Genomic DNA, 16,271 nt, shown 5'->3' on the forward strand with positions numbered 1-16,271 from the left:
CAGTGCTTACTGGTTACTCGCCTGCATGGCTTCGATCTGCATCTTGACCTGTCTTTCGGCGTTATCGAGCGCCGCTTTCGGCTCTTGCTTACCAGTGAGGCTCAGCTCGAGCGCCGCGTTAGCCGGCCCCCACACTTCACCCATTTCCGGAATACCCGGCATTGCCGTAGCGCGCGCCGCCTGCACCGCAACGGCGCTGGCTTTCTCATCATTCTTGATAATCGGATCGTCAATCATCGCCTTCTGCGGCGGGATCTCACGCGTTGCGATATAGCGTGTTTTCACGTACTGCGGCTGGTTGATAAACGAAATGAACTTCTGCGCCATCTCCTTATCTTTACTCCAGGTCGACACCACGTAGCCCTTCACGCCAAGGAAGGAGCTCATCGGTTTACCGTCCGGCAGGTTTGGCAGCGGTGCCACACCATAGTTGATGCCCGCAGCTTCATACGGCTGGAAAGCCCACGGCCCGTTGATAACCGCCGCCGCTTTCTTCTCAGTGAACAGCGAATCGATGGCGTTCAGGCCGTTGTCGCCAATAATCCCCGCTGGGAACACGCCGTCGGCATAGAATTTTTTCAGGTAAGTGACCGCTTCAACGGCACCAGGCTTGTTCAGACCGACATCCTGCGCGTTGTAGCCGCCTTTGCCGTTATCGCCAAAGATATAGCCGCCCATCGGGCCAATCGCGCCCCAGCTGTAGTAAATCTGGTCGAACTTGGCGAGCAGGCCGTATTTGTTTTGCGCACGCTGTTTCTTCGAGTAGTCGTACCATTCCGGGAGGCTTGCCAGCGGCTTGTCGATTAAATCTTTGTTGTAAATCAGCACCAGCGTTTCGACCGCTTTCGGCACGCCATACAGAGCGTTATCCATACGAAAAGCGTTAATCGACGCGGGGGTAAACTCATCAATCTGCTTCTGGTCAAGCTTCAGCGGCGACAGCAGCCCCTGAACCACCGCGCCACCGAGCTGATCGTTGGGAATAACCAGCACATCTGGGCCAATCCCTGCCGGGCCATCAAGGCGCAGTTTTTCTAGCTGCTGCGCGTAGGGCATCTCCTGCACGTTGACCTTAACGTCATACTGTTTTTCGAAATCAGCGATGGCATCCTTAATTCCGGCGGATTTCTTTATGTCTTCCCAGACGTTAAGCTGCGTAGCCGCATGAGCCTGCAGGCTAATCAACTGCCCCGCGGCCAGAGTGGTAAGGATTAGTGCGGCAATGGTGTTCTTTTTCATTATCAACCTCATGTGAAGGTGTAACAATTTATCGTTTTAAACTACAGGGTACAGCACACTGTGACGCTTATAATGCTTGTTTAGCACCGAGTTACTCGTCTGCCTGTGATTTGTTATACGCTACGCTTTGAGTGATGATAAAACCACTGACAACTGCGAGTTGTGTGATCGTGATTGCAGAAATGAAACATCGATATAGGGCGCGTAAATAGCCGAAGTTATAGTCGTGCCATGATTTTCACGCTGTTGAGCACCGTTTAGCTAAATTGTCATACGTAGTACACAAATGACATTCAGCGGCCCTCATCCAACGGCAGGCAAGGTTAATAACTTCGGGGAACGTCGATGTCTAATATCCGACTGAGGAATGTCACGAAACGCTTTGGCAGCACCGTCACGCTGCATAATGTCAATCTCGATATTGAAGACGGCGAATTTGCCGTATTTGTCGGCCCGTCCGGCTGCGGTAAATCAACGCTGCTGCGCATGATTGCCGGGCTGGAGGAGGTCAGCGACGGCGAAGTGCTGATTGGCGACGAAGTTATGAACGATGTCGCGCCGTCCCATCGCGGCGTGGCGATGGTGTTCCAGTCTTACGCGCTCTACCCACACATGACCGTTGCCGAGAACATGGGCTATGGTCTGAAGGTGAACAAAGTACCGAAAGACGATATTCGTCGTCAGGTTGAAATGGTCGCCAAAACGCTGCAGCTTTCGCACCTGTTGGACCGCAAACCTAAGCAACTTTCCGGCGGCCAGCGCCAGCGAGTGGCTATTGGTCGTGCCATCGTGCGTAACCCACGCGTCTTTATGTTTGATGAACCGCTGTCAAACCTCGATGCCGAACTGCGCGTGGACATGCGTCTGCACATTGCGCGCCTGCACCAGGAGCTGAAAACCACCATGGTTTATGTCACCCACGATCAGGTCGAAGCGATGACGCTGGCCGATAAAATCGTGGTGATGAACTACGGCAAGGTCGAGCAGATGGGCTCACCGATGGACCTTTACTACAACCCGATCAACAAGTTCGTCGCCGGGTTTATCGGCTCACCGAAGATGAACTTCCTGCCCGCTACCGTTGCCGACTGGCAGCCAGGCTCGCTGACCGTAAACCTCGCCCAACAGCATACGCTGACGCTGGCGATAGAGACCGCCCCGCTCACGCCAGGTGCCACCGTCACGCTGGGCATTCGCCCGGAGCATCTCTCAACCGACACCAGCCGCGGGACGGTACTGGCCTTTAACTGTGAAGTGGTTGAGCGCCTTGGCAACAACACCTATCTGTTCGGACAATGCTACGGCCACGACAACGTCAAAATCCTGCTGCCGGGCGATGTCCACTTCCGCCCGTGGCAGCAAATTGACCTCGCCTTCGATAACCAGCACTGCATGGTCTTCGATGAAGATGGCCTGCGCATCAGCGCCGATATTGCCGCGCCTAATCAGCATTAATCCCCGCCTTCCACGCACGGCCTTACGCCGTGCGCTTTAGCTAATTTTCGCAAAAGCTCAGACCCCCACTTCGTCATAAATTAGAAAATAACGTTATTGGTCGACCCCTCCGCCATCAGGCAGTCTGTTGTTATCAACCCGACGGAGATATCCCATGCAGCGCTGTTGTTGTCATCCCGCATTTGCACCACCTGAACATTACGGCATTTATCTGCAAAACGGAGTATTCAATGAGTCTGACCACCCTGCCCATCCTCAGCCTGGCGCACTACCACCAGACGTCTGAGCGCGCTGAGTTTCTGCTGCAACTTCGCCACGCCGCCCGCGACGTCGGCTTTTTCTATCTCACCGATCACGGTATCAACGATGCCTTGCAGCAGTCGCTGCAGTCGGAATCGCGCCGCTTTTTCGCCCTGTCCGACGAACAAAAACAGCAGGTGGCGATGATTCATTCTCCGCACTTTCGCGGCTACAACCGCAGCGCGGCAGAGCTAACGCGCGGCCAGCCGGACTGGCGGGAACAGTTTGATATCGGTGCCGAACGTCAGGCCGTCTCACTGCGCGAGCACGACCCGCGCTGGCTTCAGCTTCAGGGGCCCAATCTCTGGCCTGAGGCGCTTCCCACCCTGCGTCCGGTGCTGTTGCAATGGCAACGGGCGATGACCGAGATGGCGATGACGCTGCTGCGCGCCTTTGCTGAGGCGCTCGAATTGCCCCCCGAGGCGTTTGACACCCTGTACGGTGAGAAGCCCAACGAACATATCAAGCTGATCCGTTATCCCGGCCAGCAGGAGACGCAAAGCAGCACCCAGGGCGTTGGTGCGCATAAAGATTCCGGCTTCCTGAGTTTCCTGCTGCAAGATGAGCAGAAAGGGCTACAGGTAGAAGTCAGCGACGGCCACTGGATTGACGCCAAACCACTGCCAGGCAGCTTTGTGGTGAACATCGGTGAACTGCTGGAACTGGCAACTAACGGCTATCTGCGCGCCACCGTTCACCGCGTGATCTCACCGCCCGCGAACCAGCAGCGCCTCTCCATCGCCTTCTTCTTAGGGGCGCAGCTGGACGCCGTGGTGCCGGTTTATTCCCTGCCCGAACCGCTGGCACGAGAAGCCAACGGCCCACAAAGCGATCCGCAGAATCCGCTGCTGCGAGATGTGGGTTGGAACTACCTGAAAGGCCGCCTGCGCTCCCACCCGGACGTGGCGGAGCGCTATTACCGTGACGTACTGCGCGCACGCAGTGAACAGCTGATTTCCTGATAACCATTAAAATAAGGAACACACCATGAAACATGCCGCATTCAAACTGGCAGGGGTAGCACTGTCTCTTTCTCTGGCCTGGAGCGCATCCGCCGCGCCGCTGCGTATCGCCGCTGACCCGGTGCCGCACGCGGAGATCCTCAACTTTATTAAAAAGCAGGACCCGAAACTGGATCTGAAAATTGTCGAACTGACCAGCGGCGTTAACGCCAACGAACTGCTGGCCAACGGCGACGTGGATGCCAACTACTTCCAGCACGTGCCGTATCTGAAAGATCAGGAAAAAGCGCTGGGCAAAACGTTTGCCGTTGCCGCCACGGTGCACATCGAACCGCTGGGGATCTATTCGCACAAACATAAAGATCTGCAATCGCTGCCAGAAGGCGCAACCGTCGCGGTCCCGAATAACACCACCAACCTGAGCCGCGCGCTGTTCCTGTTGCAAAGCAAAGGGTTGATTAAGCTCGATGCGAAATTTACCGACCCGGCAACCACTCTCGCGACACCGAAAGACATTGTGGAAAACCCGCATAAGCTGAAGATCCTTGAGGTGGAATCGCCGCAGATCCCGCGTTCGCTGGACGACGTCGACCTGGCGGTGATCAACGGCAACTACGCGCTGGAAGCGGGGCTGAACCCGGCCAAAGACTCGCTGGGGCTGGAGAGTGCCACACATAACCCCTACGCCAATATTCTGGTCACCACTCCGCAGCTGGCAAACGATCCGCGTATCAAACAGCTCGCCAAAGATCTGACTTCACCGCAGGTGGCCGAGTTTATTCGCCAGCACTACAACGGCTCGGTGATCCCGGTTAGCGCACCGCAGTCATGATCGTCATTGAAGGGCTGAGCAAGCAGTATGCCGGAAGCGGCCACCCGGCACTCAACGACGTTTCGTTTACCGTCCCCAAGGGGGCCATTTACGGCATTCTTGGACGGAGCGGCGCGGGTAAAAGCACCCTGATTCGTTGTTTGAACCTACTGGAGCGGCCCAGCGCGGGCCGCATTCTGTTCAACGGGGAAAATATCGTGCAGTACGATAAAGCGCGGCTTCGCGCCCATCGTCTGCGCACCGGCATGATTTTTCAGCACTTCAATCTGCTACACGCCAGAAGCGTTGCCGACAACGTCGCCGTACCGCTGGAAATCGCCGGTATGCCAAAGGCGCAGCGCCAGCAGCGCGTGACGGAACTGCTCGCGCTGGTAGGGCTTGGCGATAAAGCCAACGCCTTCCCTTCGCAGCTTTCCGGCGGACAAAAGCAGCGCGTGGGTATTGCCCGCGCGCTGGCGGCAGAGCCCGACGTGTTGCTGTGCGATGAAGCCACCAGCGCGCTGGACGCCGAAACCACCGCCAGCGTGCTGGCGCTGCTGGAGACGATAAACCGCCAGCTTGGGCTCACTATCGTGCTGATCACCCATCAGCTTGAAGTGGTCAAAAATCTGTGCGATCACGCAGCGCTGCTGGAAGGTGGAGAATTACAGGAAAGCGGGAAAATCGCCGACCTGCTGGCCTCACCCTGGTCACGTCTACGGGAAATTTTGCTGGGCGACGGCGATGAAGAACGCCGTTTTCTCGCTCGCCACGGCCTTGATGGGAGACACCTATGCATAGTCGCATGAGCTGGGAAGATTTATGGCCGCTGCTGGTCGACGGCACGCTGGATACCCTCTATATGGTTGGATTCGCGACGCTGTTTACCGTCTTAATCGGGCTGCCGCTGGGCGTACTGCTGTTTATCTCACGGCGTCAGGGCATTGTCCCCATGCCGCGCCTGAACGCGGTGCTGGGCGCAATCATTAACACCGGCCGCTCGCTGCCGTTCATCGTACTGCTGATTGCCCTTATCCCGTTCACCCGTCTGCTGGTCGGCACTACGCTTGGCAGCACGGCGGCAATTGTCCCCATTACCATCGGGGCATTTCCCTTCTTTGCACGGCTGACCGAAAGCGCGCTGGATGAGGTGGATTACGGGCGTATTGAAGCGGTGCTGTCGATGGGCGGCAACGCCTGGCACGTGGTGAGCAAAGCGCTGTTGCCTGAAGCGCTGCCTGCACTGCTGGCCGGCACGACGCTGACCATTGTCATGCTGATTGGTTTCTCTTCCATGGCTGGCGTTATTGGCGGCGGCGGGCTGGGCGATTTAGCAATTCGCTATGGCTATCAGCGTTTTAACGATCAAATCATGGTGGGCACCGTGCTCATTCTGGTGCTGATGGTTCAGGGGGTACAGATGGGCGGCGACAGATTAGTTCGCGCGCTGGCGCACCGTCGCTAATTTGAGCTAATTCTGATAAGGCATGAGATTTCACGTAATAAGCGTAGAAAATGTCGGGTATACTTACACGACTTGATCCCGGAAAAGGACCGGCAGTGACAACTCGACACCTGATCGGTCTGATAACCGGCGTGCTGATTATGGCGATACTCCTGCCTATTCTGCTGAGCATCTGGCTCGCCCAGCGCGAGGCGCATCGACAGTTTATCGATGAGCAGGAGACCTATGCTTCGCGCGTGCTTATGCGTACCGAGCAGGTCATGGACCAGGCCAAAGGGGCGCTGCAACAGATGGATGAGCTGAAAGCCCCCGGCTGTAGCCCCGAACATTTGCAGGAAATGCGCCGCCTCTCTTACTCCTGGCGTTATATTCAGGAAGTACTGTACCTCGACGGGCTAACCGCTAAATGCTCTTCACTTGAAAACAGCGGCGCACAGTTTACCTTCCCGCAACCTGACCGCATCACGCCTGGGGGCTATCGCGCCTGGTATACCGAGCGAAACGATCTCGGCATTCACCGCTATATGGCAGCCTTTGCCTCCGCTCGCCACATGGTGATCATCGACCCGGTCTCTTTTATCGATGTGATTCCGTTTAGCAATTCCAAAACCCAGGTTGCGCTGATTAGCACCCACAACAGCCGGGTGCTCGCCAGCAGCGCGCCGCTGGACCAGCAGGCCTGGCAGAAAATCCAGCTACAGCACCTGGAGACGCTAACCGAGAACAATATCGTTTATACGGTCCGTGAGTTTCCCGACCTGCAGCTGTCGATCATGACCTGGTCTTCCACCCTGCCGCTGTCAGAACGCCTGCACCACCAGCTCATGCTGTGGCTGCCGGTTGGTATACTGATAAGCCTGCTGGCAAGCTGGTTGATTGTCCAGGTGCTGCGCCGCCTGCAATCGCCACGTCAGCGTATGCTCGACGCACTGAACAATGCCGCCATCACCGTCTATTATCAACCGATTGTGTCGCTAAAAGAGGGGAAAGTGGTTGGGTGTGAGGCACTGGCGCGCTGGAAACAACCGGACGGCACCTATTTGTCACCGGAAATTTTTATCCCTCTTGCCGAAGAAACCGGGATCATCACCAATCTGACGGAAAACGTCGCGAAGTCAGTGTTCCGCGACCTCGGTAAATGGCTGAGTCTGCACCCCGACCAGCACGTCTCCATCAGCCTCTCCGTCGCCGATTTCCACTCGGTCGTCTTGCAAACGCTGCTACATCAGCAGATGCGAGTCTGGAATGTCCAACCGCAACAAATTGCCCTTGAGCTCACCGAGCGCGGCTTTGCCGACCCCAAAACGACGCTCCCGGCGATAACCGCCTACCGCAAGGCCGGGCACGCCATCTATATCGACGACTTTGGCACCGGCTACTCCAGCCTGCGCTATTTGCAGGACCTTGAAGTCGATACCTTAAAACTCGATAAATCCTTCGTTGAGGCGCTCGAATACGCCCAGGTCACGCCGTACATCATTGAGATGGCGAAAACCTTACAACTTAACGTGGTGGCGGAAGGGATTGAGAACACCTGCCAGGAGAAGTGGCTGCGCGAGCACGGCGTGCAGTTTGGGCAGGGCTGGCTTTACAGCAAGGCCCTACCGAAAGAGGAATTTATTCTCTGGGCGGAAAGCAACCTGCGGGCGCACGCTACTTAAGATAGGATTTGATCACCTGCATCACCACCTCGAGGTCAGCTTCACGCTGCACCTCTTCGGGCTCTTTGACCACGTGATCGGTCAGATGCCCCTGAATCACCTGCAGCATCATGCCGTTTACCGCGCCGCGAATCGCCGCCAGCTGCTGTAACACCTCCGCGCACTCGTGCTCACGGTTGAGCATTTTCTCAAGCGCAACGCTTTGCCCCTGAATTTTCTTCAGACGCGTCAATAACATCTTCTTGTGACGAACGGTATGTGACATGGCCGGGATCCTGTTCTTAACTCCTGCGCAAGCATACCACGCACGGCCCTGACTGCGTATTTTTATACTAGGGGGTAGTATTAAAGTACTGGGTGGGAGTATAGTCATTTCACTTTTCACAAGGATCTTCCGCGATGAACGACTTCACCACACTCTTACAACAGGGCAATGCCTGGTTCTTTATCCCCGGTGCCATTCTGCTGGGGGCGCTGCACGGCCTGGAGCCAGGCCATTCTAAAACCATGATGGCGGCGTTTATCGTGGCGATCCGCGGCACCCTGAAGCAGGCGGTGCTGCTCGGGTTGGCGGCTACCCTGTCGCATACCGTGGTGGTCTGGGTCATTGCGATGGCCGGGATGTGGTTTGGCCGCAGCTGGGACGCCCAAACCGCAGAGCCGTGGTTCCAGTTGCTTTCCGGGATAATCATTATTGTTATCGCGCTGTGGATGCTGTGGCGTACCTGGCGTGAATCACGCGGGGCGCACGATCATGACCACGAGCATGCGCACCACCGCCACGATCATCACCACGCTCATGATCACGATCATCACCACGGTCATGAGCATCATCATGACCACGATCATCACAATCTGGTTGATGCAGACTGGCAGGATGCCCACCAGCGCGCACACGCCGAAGAGATCAACCGCCGCTTCAAAGGCCAGGAAGTCACCACCGGGCAGATTGTGCTGTTTGGTCTCACTGGCGGGCTCATCCCTTGCCCTGCATCCATTACCATTCTGCTTATCTGCCTGCAGCTTAAACACGTAGCGCTGGGCGCGACGCTAGTGCTAAGTTTTAGCGTCGGGCTGGCGCTCACGCTGGTGGCCTCCGGCGCCATTGCCGCCATCGGTCTGAAGCATATGAGTAAACGCTGGAGCGGGTTCGGGGAGCTATCGAGAAAGGCGCCGTGGTTCTCCGGCGCGTTGATTATTCTGGTGGGACTTTACATGATGGGTCACGGCATCAGCGCACTGGTCTGATGCCGTGCATAGTACTCAGCGTAGCCGCCGGGCACCACGGCAGAAACATCATACAGACAAACTCAAGCAATTTGACGCTGCATCACGCGGGGAGTCTGGAACCATGGCAAGAAGAGCTGAATAAGCGGGCCAATGGCCAGTGCATACAGTACGGTCCCGACGCCAAACGTCCCGCCCAGCAGCATGCCGATGACCAACACGGAGAGTTCAATCGTCGTGCGAATGCGGCGAATGGGCCATCCGGTGCGGGCATGAATCCCGGTCATCAGACCATCACGCGGCCCCGCGCCAAAGCCTGCGCCAATATACATACCGGTCGCCATACCGTTCAGCACCACCGCCAGCAGCAGCAGCACACCGCGAACCCAGAGTGATTCCAACGGCGGCATCAGAGACAGCGTGGCGTCTGCCGCCAGCCCCAGCACAATGACGTTGCTGATGGTGCCAAGCCCCGGGCGCTGGCGCAGCGGAATCCACAGCAGCAGAACGGCGGCGCCGGTCAGAATCATCACGATGCCAATATCAAGAGACGTCAGCCCGGAAACGCCGAGGTGGAAAACGTTCCACGGATCGGCGCCAAGATTGGCGCGGACATAAACGGCGGTCGATACTCCATAGAGCATTAACCCAAAGTAGAGCTGAATCAGTCGGCGTAGCATGGGCACCTCGGCCTATCGAAAGAGGCTTCCATCATCGGTAAAAATGGCATTATGATTAATGACCAGTTTTTAAAAAGTGGACTGCACCGATGCTTCGACGTTCCGCCACCCAATCTTTAGTTCGCCTGCTGGGCCACTGGCAGGACGGCCCTTCCCCGACCCCGCTCTGGCGACAGCTTACCGACGCGCTGCGGTTGCTGATTCTGGACGGTCGGTTGCCGCTGGGCACGCGTCTACCGGGCGAGCGAGAATTTGCCAGCGCGCTGGGCGTCAGCCGCACCACCATTGCCAGCGCGCTCGGGCAACTGCGCGACGAAGGCTATGTGCAGAGTAAACAGGGCAGCGGTTCAACGGTGACGCTCAGTGCCGAAGGCTACCAGCGCGCACCGCGTATGCCGACCTCGCCGACGCTGGATATGTCCACCGCCGCGCTGGCAGCAGGCGCGGAAATTCATCAGGCCTACAGTCATGCACTGGCGGCCCTACCCGGCTATCTCAACAATACCGGCTATGATCAGCATGGATTGCCCGCCCTGCGTGAGGCCATTGCCCAGCGCTACTGCGCGCGCGGGCTGCCGACGCATGCCGATGAAATCATGCTGGTTAACGGTGCAGTCAGCGGGCTGGCGCTGATTCTGCGTTACCTTACGGGGCCTGGCGATCGGGTGGTGGTAGAAACACCAACCTACCCGCTGGCCATTTCCGCCATTGAAGGCGCGTCCTGTCGCCCGGTGGCTTTACCGATGCCTGACAAAGGCTGGGACACCGACGGTCTGGCGGCCATTATCGCCCAAACCGCACCGCGGCTGGCGTATCTGATGCCCGATTTTCAAAACCCTACCGGGCAGTGCATGGACAGCGCGACGCGGCAAATCGTCGCAGACCTGTCGGCCCGGACCTGCACCACGCTCGTCGTCGACGAAACGATGGTAGATTTGTGGTACAACGCCCCACCGCCACCGCCGCTGGCGGCGTTTAATCACGATGCGCCGATCGTCACGGTGGGCTCAACCGGGAAAAGCTTCTGGGGTGGGCTGCGCCTGGGGTGGATCCGCGCGTCATCGCGCACCATCGCGGCCCTCGTTCAGACCCGCGACACGCTCGATCTAGGCTCGCCGCTGCTAGAGCAGTTGGCCACCTGCTGGTTGCTGGAGAATGAATATCATCTGCTCCCTGAACGGCGACGTCTGCTGACGGCACGGCGCGATATGTGCGCGGCGCTCATGCGAGAATATTTTCCGCAGTGGAAATTTGTCCTGCCGGAAGGCGGGCTATCATTCTGGGTGGAACTGCCGGAAATGATGGCCACTCGGTTTGCCGCACGGGCAGAGGCCAGCGCGATTCATCTAGGGGTAGGAACGCGATTTGGTCTGGCAGGAAGTGGGGAGCGTAACTTACGCATTCCCTTTACGTTGGACGATGAAATCCTGCGTCGCGCTTTTTCGACATTACAGCCGATATGGGCAACGTTAGCAGGCCAGCATGGCGCAAACAAAATGCGGAAAATAATTTAACCGCGCGCAGGGGAAGACGTTCCCACTCACATAACCGGCCCGAAACTTTATATTCTTTAATGTAATAAAGTGCTGCTAAAGAATATATTAGTGCTGCGGAGGGATCGGAAAGCCTTTCAGGGAAATAACGAAAGATTCTCCCTCTTTTTTAATCTTAGCACCGGTATCGCACCAGTCTGAGGCAATACGAAAGAATTCATCGCTGCCAACATTCCAGTTGAGAAGAACATGCTTCACGTAGCCCGAACGTAACAGATCGCAGGCTTCACTATAGTTACACGCTATCGACGTTTGCTGTTTCATTTTCTCTTCTTCAGGATTTTACGTAATGCTTTGATTTCTTTAGGCGAGAATGGAGCAACATCTTCTTCCGTATGCTGGCTGTCGATGTCATCTTCACAAACGCCCGCCTCTTCTTCCGCTGCAAACCCGAGCAGCAGCAGTTTTTCCGCCGCAGCGCCTAAAGTCAGGCCATGGACCTCGGCAAAGTGGCGAAGTCTTTCTTTTACTGTTTCATCAATTTTTACGTTGAGCACTGCGACGGTCATGTGAACTCCTTCCGGTAAAGACGCGTCATCCATACACGGTTTGTGTTAACAAATTCCGTGGAACAACGCTGTCCAAAATGGTTTATGTATTATTTCTGTAATAACTAATACATGAAACCAACAGTACATTCCAGAAATATATTTATAACACAATGGGTAATATAAATACCCAATGTTAATTTAAAACCAATTTATGACACATAAATGACAGTATTATTACAAGAGGATGAATATTAATTGAATGCGGGAAGAAGAAAGCAGTGAATAACCACAATAAAAACAGGGATGAGTTTGGTCTGAACGGAGAGTTTTTGCGGAGGCGGAAATGGGTGGGGGCCCTGCCAGCTACATCCCGGCACACGCGTCATCTGCCTTGGCTGCTTCCTTCCGGACCTGACCTGGTGAACAGAGTAGCGTTGCGGGAGAACCAACAGGGCCCCCATTGAGAGCGTTGTTATCCAACGCGCTGGCGCATTATCACTGCTGAGGCAGCCAAATGCAAGCCATCCGCTACTACCTGCTGGATTCTTGCGCAATCCGCCCTTCACAGGGGACATCGAGCTGATTATGCTGAAGGTTCTGCCTTCAGGAACTTACTATGGACGATTTTGGCTCTTTCCCTCAGCGCGTATGGCAAATCGTAGCTTCCATCCCGGAAGGCTACGTTACCACTTACGGCGATATTGCCCGGCTGGCAGGTTCACCCCGTGCCGCGCGCCAGGTAGGCGGCGTATTGAAACGACTGCCGGAGGGGTCCACGCTGCCGTGGCATCGCGTGGTGAACCGGCATGGCGTCATTTCACTGACCGGCCCGGATCTACAGCGCCAGCGTCAGGCGTTGCTTTCTGAAGGGGTGCAGGTTTCGGGAAGCGGACAGATTGATATGCAGAAGTATCGCTGGAACTACTAGCATTGTAGCCCGGCCGAGCGAAGCGACGCCGGGAAGCCCCCCAGGGTCAGCAGCCCGTGCTACAAAAAAATGCCCTCACATGGAGGGCATTTACGTTTAAGGAACCTGTACTGGGGAGGTGTCCTGAACCGGAACCGGCGTTTGCTGTACCGGCACCAACGTCAGGTCGACTTTGGTACCGCCATGGTTGATAACCTCTTGCACGGTATCGGTGATAAAGACCAGCTTATCGTTGATGGTCACCGCTGCGCTCAACAGGATACGGGCATTTGGCTGGATCTCTGCCGGGTTATACGGCAGCACAAAGCTAAACGGTGCCTGTTTACCTTCGGTACGCGTCACTTTCTGCGACAGGACTTTCGATGGTGCGTCGGCCAGCGAGGCATCGGACAGGGTGACGGTCAGCACGGCATCCGGCGGCAGCGCCACTTTCTGGCGGATCCACACATTACCGGAAACGTTCGGTCCCTGAATGGCCTGAGTTGCTGCGGCTGCGCCTGGCGCAGATGTCTGATTCTGACTTTGCTGGTGCGTATTCGCACAGCCCGCCAGGGCCAGTGCAATCGCCAAACCGCTTAAGATCGGCACAAGTTTCATTAGCATTCTCCTTATTGCTCACTCAAATTGAGGCAAATTTCTCAATTGAGCGACAACGCTTTAACAAACGTAACCGCTTTAGTGTGGCATATCTTTCACATGTTTGCCTGCAAACGCCCCATTATTCAGATAATTGAACCCATCGGACCACTGGCGAAACTACGTTATAATGGAGATATTCACCTGCAGCTGTGACCGTAAAATATAGAGGGTATCAATGAGCCAAGCGCTTTCTAATCTGCTGACGTTGTTAAATCTGGAAAGAATTGAAGAAGGGCTGTTCCGCGGCCAGAGTGAAGACTTGGGTCTGCGTCAGGTCTTTGGCGGCCAGGTTGTCGGCCAGGCGCTGTATGCGGCAAAAGAGACCGTCCCTGCCGATCGCCTGGTGCACTCTTTCCACAGCTACTTCCTGCGCCCTGGCGACAGCCAGAAGCCTATCGTTTATGACGTTGAGGTGCTGCGCGATGGCAACAGCTTCAGCGCGCGCCGCGTGGCGGCTATCCAGAACGGTAAACCGATTTTCTATATGACCGCCTCCTTCCAGGCGCCAGAATCCGGCTACGAGCATCAGAAAACCATGCCAGTAGCCCCATCCCCGGACGGCCTGCCTTCGGAAACCGATATCGCCCGCTCGCTGGCGCACCTGCTGCCGCCGCAGGCCAAAGAGAAGTTTCTCTGCGATAAGCCGTTGGAAATTCGCCCGGTTGAGTTCCATAACCCGTTAAAAGGCCATATCGCAGAACCGCGGCGCCAGGTGTGGATGCGTGCTAACGGTACCGTACCGGATTCACTGCATATTCATCAGTATCTGCTGGGCTACGCCTCAGACTTCAACTTCCTGCCGGTCGCGCTCCAGCCACACGGCGTAGGCTTCCTTGAGCCGGGTATGCAGGTTGCAACCATTGACCACTCAATGTGGTTCCACCGTCCGTTTAATATGAACGAATGGCTGCTCTACAGCGTTGAAAGTACCTCAGCCTCCAGCGCACGCGGCTTTGTGCGCGGCGAGTTCTACACTCAGGACGGCGTGCTGGTGGCTTCGACGGTGCAGGAAGGCGTCATGCGCAACCGTAATTAATTCGGTTCATGTACAAAAAAGCCTCCCATTGGGAGGCTTTTTTGGCTTTGGAGATACCGCATCAAAGATGATATCCCCGGAGTCAGCATGTGCGCCTCGTCCGGGTTAGCGATATCAGGCGTTGTACGCATTCTCGCCGTGGCTGTTCACGTCCAGACCTTCGCGTTCCTGGTCTTCCGGTACGCGCAGACCGACGGTTAAATCAGCCACTTTGTAGCCGATGAAGGCCACTACACCGGACCAGACGATAGTGATAGCGATGCTTTCAAGCTGTACCAGAACCTGATGGCTCATGGTCACGCCTTCCGCATAGCCCACGCCGCCAAGCGCCGTAGAAGCAAAGATACCGGTCAGGATACAGCCGATGATGCCACACACGCCGTGGACACCGAACACGTCGCATGGGTCATCCACGCGCAGCCAGCGTTTCAGGGAGGTGACGCCCCACAAACCAGCCAGACCGACGACGATCCCCAGGATCAACGCACCGCCGACGCCGATATAACCGCACGCTGGGGTGATACCAACCAGGCCCGCAATCGCACCGGAACATGCGCCCAACAGAGAAGGCTTACCGCGCAGCGCCCATTCGCCAAATACCCAGCCAAGAATAGCAGCAGCGGTAGCGACAACGGTGTTCACGAAGGCCAGACCGGCAATTTCGTTTGCCGCACTGGCGGAACCGGCGTTGAAACCGAACCAGCCAAAGTAGAGGATTGCGGTACCGATAAACACCATCGGCAGGTTGTGCGGTTTAAACGCTTCTTTGCCAAAGCCCACGCGTTTGCCAATCAGGTATGCGCCGACCAGACCTGCCACCGCCGCGTTAATATGCACCACCGTACCGCCCGCAAAGTCGAGCGCACCGTGGCTCGCCAGCAGACCGCCGCCCCAGACCATGTGGGCAATCGGCACGTAGGAGAGGGTCAGCCAAATGACTACGAAAATCAGTACCGCGGAGAAGCGAATACGCTCCGCCAGCGCGCCCACAATCAGGCCCACGGTGATACAGGCGAAGGAGCCCTGGAACGCTACGTGGATATACTGATAGAACGAGCCCATCAGATCGGTAATCTTGATATTTTTCAGCATCACCCAGTCGAAGCTGCCGAAGAAGCTGCCGCCGGTACCGAAAGCCAGTGAGTAGCCGTAAACGACCCACAGTACGCAAACAACGGCGAAGGTCACCGCTACCTGCGTCAGCATAGAGAGTACGTTTTTACCGCGGATCAGGCCGCCGTAGAACAGCGCAATCCCCGGGATGGTCATAAACAGCACCAGCGCGGTACACAGCATCATAAAGGCGTTATCGGCTTTATCCACCACCGCCGATGCCGCCATTGCCAGACCCGGCAACAGCGCCAGCGCGCTCAACCCCGTTTTTACCATTGTTTTTTTCATCATCTCGATCCCTATCACTGTGCTGGCTGGGAATTACAGCGCCGCTTCGTCGGCTTCGCCGGTACGAATACGGATTACGCGCTGCAGTTCGGCGACAAAAATCTTACCGTCGCCAATTTTTCCGGTGTAAGCGGCTTTGCTAATCACATCGACGACTTCATCGAGCTGATCGTCGGCGATAGCCACATCAATTTTTACTTTCGGCAGGAAGTTGACGCTGTACTCCGCACCGCGGTAAAGCTCTGCATGACCTTTCTGACGACCGAAGCCTTTCACTTCTGTCACCGTTAAGCCCTGAATGCCAATGGAAGACAGCGCTTCGCGAACGTCTTCAAGTTTGAATGGTTTGATTACCACGGTAACCAGCTTCATAGATCCCCTCCAGTCAGAATTCGGTAATGGCTGCGAACACGTAATAGATAA

Annotated in this window: 18 protein-coding genes and 1 other RNA gene; 10 read left to right on the forward strand and 9 right to left on the reverse strand. The window is 56.2% G+C overall.

Annotated features, from left to right (window positions below; translation table 11 throughout):
• Window positions 1-6: 6 nt before the first annotated feature.
• Window positions 7-1,239, reverse strand: a complete 1,233-nt coding sequence (locus RDN66_RS14145; protein ID WP_202216319.1) for an extracellular solute-binding protein — start codon at window positions 1,237-1,239, stop codon at window positions 7-9.
• A 345-nt stretch (window positions 1,240-1,584) separates the two neighbouring features.
• Between RDN66_RS14145 and RDN66_RS14150 the strand changes: the two genes are divergently transcribed.
• The 6 genes from RDN66_RS14150 to RDN66_RS14175 all read left to right on the forward strand — a co-directional run bounded on the left by RDN66_RS14150 (window position 1,585) and on the right by RDN66_RS14175 (window position 7,893).
• Window positions 1,585-2,694, forward strand: a complete 1,110-nt coding sequence (locus tag RDN66_RS14150) for an ABC transporter ATP-binding protein (protein WP_035891871.1) — start codon at window positions 1,585-1,587, stop codon at window positions 2,692-2,694.
• 230 nt (window positions 2,695-2,924) lie between these two features.
• On the forward strand, window positions 2,925-3,956 hold the full coding sequence (locus RDN66_RS14155) for an isopenicillin N synthase family oxygenase (RefSeq protein ID WP_308537936.1): 1,032 nt from the start codon (window positions 2,925-2,927) through the stop codon (window positions 3,954-3,956).
• 25 nt (window positions 3,957-3,981) lie between these two features.
• Window positions 3,982-4,788 (forward strand): MetQ/NlpA family ABC transporter substrate-binding protein, encoded by an 807-nt coding sequence (locus RDN66_RS14160; protein ID WP_035891873.1) that lies wholly within the window; start codon window positions 3,982-3,984, stop codon window positions 4,786-4,788.
• A complete protein-coding gene (locus RDN66_RS14165) occupies window positions 4,785-5,576 on the forward strand; it encodes a methionine ABC transporter ATP-binding protein (protein WP_202216320.1) in 792 nt (263 codons plus the stop codon). The genes RDN66_RS14160 and RDN66_RS14165 overlap by 4 nt, the downstream gene beginning before the upstream one ends.
• Complete coding sequence (locus RDN66_RS14170; protein ID WP_167540398.1) at window positions 5,573-6,232, forward strand: methionine ABC transporter permease; 660 nt, start codon at window positions 5,573-5,575, stop codon at window positions 6,230-6,232. Before RDN66_RS14165 ends, RDN66_RS14170 begins: the two co-directional genes overlap by 4 nt.
• Window positions 6,233-6,327: 95 nt before the next feature.
• Window positions 6,328-7,893, forward strand: a complete 1,566-nt coding sequence (locus RDN66_RS14175; RefSeq protein ID WP_308537937.1) for an EAL domain-containing protein — start codon at window positions 6,328-6,330, stop codon at window positions 7,891-7,893.
• Here the strand turns inward: RDN66_RS14175 and RDN66_RS14180 are convergent.
• On the reverse strand, window positions 7,886-8,158 hold the full coding sequence (locus RDN66_RS14180) for a metal-sensing transcriptional repressor (protein WP_115074562.1): 273 nt from the start codon (window positions 8,156-8,158) through the stop codon (window positions 7,886-7,888). The genes RDN66_RS14175 and RDN66_RS14180 overlap by 8 nt on opposite strands.
• 134 nt (window positions 8,159-8,292) lie before the next feature.
• On the opposite strand from RDN66_RS14180, the gene RDN66_RS14185 reads away from it, so the two are divergent.
• Window positions 8,293-9,141, forward strand: a complete 849-nt coding sequence (locus RDN66_RS14185; RefSeq protein WP_202216321.1) for a nickel/cobalt efflux protein RcnA — start codon at window positions 8,293-8,295, stop codon at window positions 9,139-9,141.
• 62 nt (window positions 9,142-9,203) lie between these two features.
• Here the strand turns inward: RDN66_RS14185 and RDN66_RS14190 are convergent, their stop codons facing one another.
• Window positions 9,204-9,800 (reverse strand): YitT family protein, encoded by a 597-nt coding sequence (locus RDN66_RS14190; protein WP_035895190.1) that lies wholly within the window; start codon window positions 9,798-9,800, stop codon window positions 9,204-9,206.
• A gap of 89 nt (window positions 9,801-9,889) precedes the next feature.
• On the opposite strand from RDN66_RS14190, the gene RDN66_RS14195 reads away from it, so the two are divergent.
• Window positions 9,890-11,314 carry a PLP-dependent aminotransferase family protein gene (locus RDN66_RS14195; RefSeq protein ID WP_202216322.1) on the forward strand — a complete coding sequence of 475 codons (1,425 nt, stop codon included), beginning with the start codon at window positions 9,890-9,892 and terminating at the stop codon, window positions 11,312-11,314.
• Between the two features lie 87 nt (window positions 11,315-11,401).
• Here RDN66_RS14195 and RDN66_RS14200 read toward each other — a convergent pair whose 3' ends face one another.
• The 3 genes from RDN66_RS14200 to ffs form a co-directional block, all read right to left on the reverse strand.
• Window positions 11,402-11,617, reverse strand: a complete 216-nt coding sequence (locus RDN66_RS14200; protein ID WP_035895186.1) for a hypothetical protein — start codon at window positions 11,615-11,617, stop codon at window positions 11,402-11,404.
• Window positions 11,614-11,862: a hypothetical protein gene (locus RDN66_RS14205; protein WP_035895184.1), complete on the reverse strand. Its 249-nt coding sequence runs from the start codon at window positions 11,860-11,862 to the stop codon at window positions 11,614-11,616. Before RDN66_RS14205 ends, RDN66_RS14200 begins: the two co-directional genes overlap by 4 nt.
• 336 nt (window positions 11,863-12,198) lie before the next feature.
• Window positions 12,199-12,295: signal recognition particle sRNA small type (gene ffs, locus RDN66_RS14210), an RNA gene on the reverse strand.
• A 165-nt stretch (window positions 12,296-12,460) separates the two neighbouring features.
• Here ffs and RDN66_RS14215 point away from each other — a divergent pair.
• Window positions 12,461-12,772 carry an MGMT family protein gene (locus tag RDN66_RS14215; protein WP_035895177.1) on the forward strand — a complete coding sequence of 104 codons (312 nt, stop codon included), beginning with the start codon at window positions 12,461-12,463 and terminating at the stop codon, window positions 12,770-12,772.
• A 96-nt stretch (window positions 12,773-12,868) separates the two neighbouring features.
• Here the strand turns inward: RDN66_RS14215 and RDN66_RS14220 are convergent, their stop codons facing one another.
• Window positions 12,869-13,369, reverse strand: a complete 501-nt coding sequence (locus RDN66_RS14220) for a YbaY family lipoprotein (protein ID WP_035895175.1) — start codon at window positions 13,367-13,369, stop codon at window positions 12,869-12,871.
• A 217-nt stretch (window positions 13,370-13,586) separates the two neighbouring features.
• Between RDN66_RS14220 and tesB the strand changes: the two genes are divergently transcribed.
• On the forward strand, window positions 13,587-14,447 hold the full coding sequence (gene tesB, locus RDN66_RS14225) for an acyl-CoA thioesterase II (protein ID WP_123650019.1): 861 nt from the start codon (window positions 13,587-13,589) through the stop codon (window positions 14,445-14,447).
• 114 nt (window positions 14,448-14,561) lie between these two features.
• Here the strand turns inward: tesB and amtB are convergent, their stop codons facing one another.
• Both amtB and glnK read right to left on the reverse strand, forming a co-directional pair.
• A complete protein-coding gene (gene amtB, locus RDN66_RS14230) occupies window positions 14,562-15,848 on the reverse strand; it encodes an ammonium transporter AmtB (protein ID WP_308537950.1) in 1,287 nt (428 codons plus the stop codon).
• Between the two features lie 33 nt (window positions 15,849-15,881).
• Entirely contained in the window at window positions 15,882-16,220 is a 339-nt protein-coding gene (gene glnK / locus RDN66_RS14235) for a P-II family nitrogen regulator (RefSeq protein ID WP_004858743.1), read from the reverse strand.
• Window positions 16,221-16,271: the final 51 nt, after the last annotated feature.

Origin of the sequence: uncultured Kluyvera sp. (assembly GCF_902485085.1) — a bacterium.
GTDB lineage: Bacteria > Pseudomonadota > Gammaproteobacteria > Enterobacterales > Enterobacteriaceae > Kluyvera > Kluyvera ascorbata.

Excerpts from the sequence above, each read along its gene's own strand:
- RDN66_RS14145 (WP_202216319.1), bottom strand. The coding sequence starts at position 1,239 with ATGAAAAAGAACACCATTGCCGCACTAATCCTTACCACTCTGGCCGCG.
- RDN66_RS14150 (WP_035891871.1), top strand. The coding sequence starts at position 1,585 with ATGTCTAATATCCGACTGAGGAATGTCACGAAACGCTTTGGCAGCACC.
- RDN66_RS14155 (WP_308537936.1), top strand. The coding sequence starts at position 2,925 with ATGAGTCTGACCACCCTGCCCATCCTCAGCCTGGCGCACTACCACCAG.
- RDN66_RS14160 (WP_035891873.1), top strand. The coding sequence starts at position 3,982 with ATGAAACATGCCGCATTCAAACTGGCAGGGGTAGCACTGTCTCTTTCT.
- RDN66_RS14165 (WP_202216320.1), top strand. The coding sequence starts at position 4,785 with ATGATCGTCATTGAAGGGCTGAGCAAGCAGTATGCCGGAAGCGGCCAC.
- RDN66_RS14170 (WP_167540398.1), top strand. The coding sequence starts at position 5,573 with ATGAGCTGGGAAGATTTATGGCCGCTGCTGGTCGACGGCACGCTGGAT.
- RDN66_RS14180 (WP_115074562.1), bottom strand. The coding sequence starts at position 8,158 with ATGTCACATACCGTTCGTCACAAGAAGATGTTATTGACGCGTCTGAAG.
- RDN66_RS14185 (WP_202216321.1), top strand. The coding sequence starts at position 8,293 with ATGAACGACTTCACCACACTCTTACAACAGGGCAATGCCTGGTTCTTT.
- RDN66_RS14190 (WP_035895190.1), bottom strand. The coding sequence starts at position 9,800 with ATGCTACGCCGACTGATTCAGCTCTACTTTGGGTTAATGCTCTATGGA.
- RDN66_RS14195 (WP_202216322.1), top strand. The coding sequence starts at position 9,890 with ATGCTTCGACGTTCCGCCACCCAATCTTTAGTTCGCCTGCTGGGCCAC.
- RDN66_RS14200 (WP_035895186.1), bottom strand. The coding sequence starts at position 11,617 with ATGAAACAGCAAACGTCGATAGCGTGTAACTATAGTGAAGCCTGCGAT.
- RDN66_RS14205 (WP_035895184.1), bottom strand. The coding sequence starts at position 11,862 with ATGACCGTCGCAGTGCTCAACGTAAAAATTGATGAAACAGTAAAAGAA.
- RDN66_RS14215 (WP_035895177.1), top strand. The coding sequence starts at position 12,461 with ATGGACGATTTTGGCTCTTTCCCTCAGCGCGTATGGCAAATCGTAGCT.
- RDN66_RS14220 (WP_035895175.1), bottom strand. The coding sequence starts at position 13,369 with ATGAAACTTGTGCCGATCTTAAGCGGTTTGGCGATTGCACTGGCCCTG.
- tesB (WP_123650019.1), top strand. The coding sequence starts at position 13,587 with ATGAGCCAAGCGCTTTCTAATCTGCTGACGTTGTTAAATCTGGAAAGA.
- amtB (WP_308537950.1), bottom strand. The coding sequence starts at position 15,848 with ATGAAAAAAACAATGGTAAAAACGGGGTTGAGCGCGCTGGCGCTGTTG.
- glnK (WP_004858743.1), bottom strand. The coding sequence starts at position 16,220 with ATGAAGCTGGTTACCGTGGTAATCAAACCATTCAAACTTGAAGACGTT.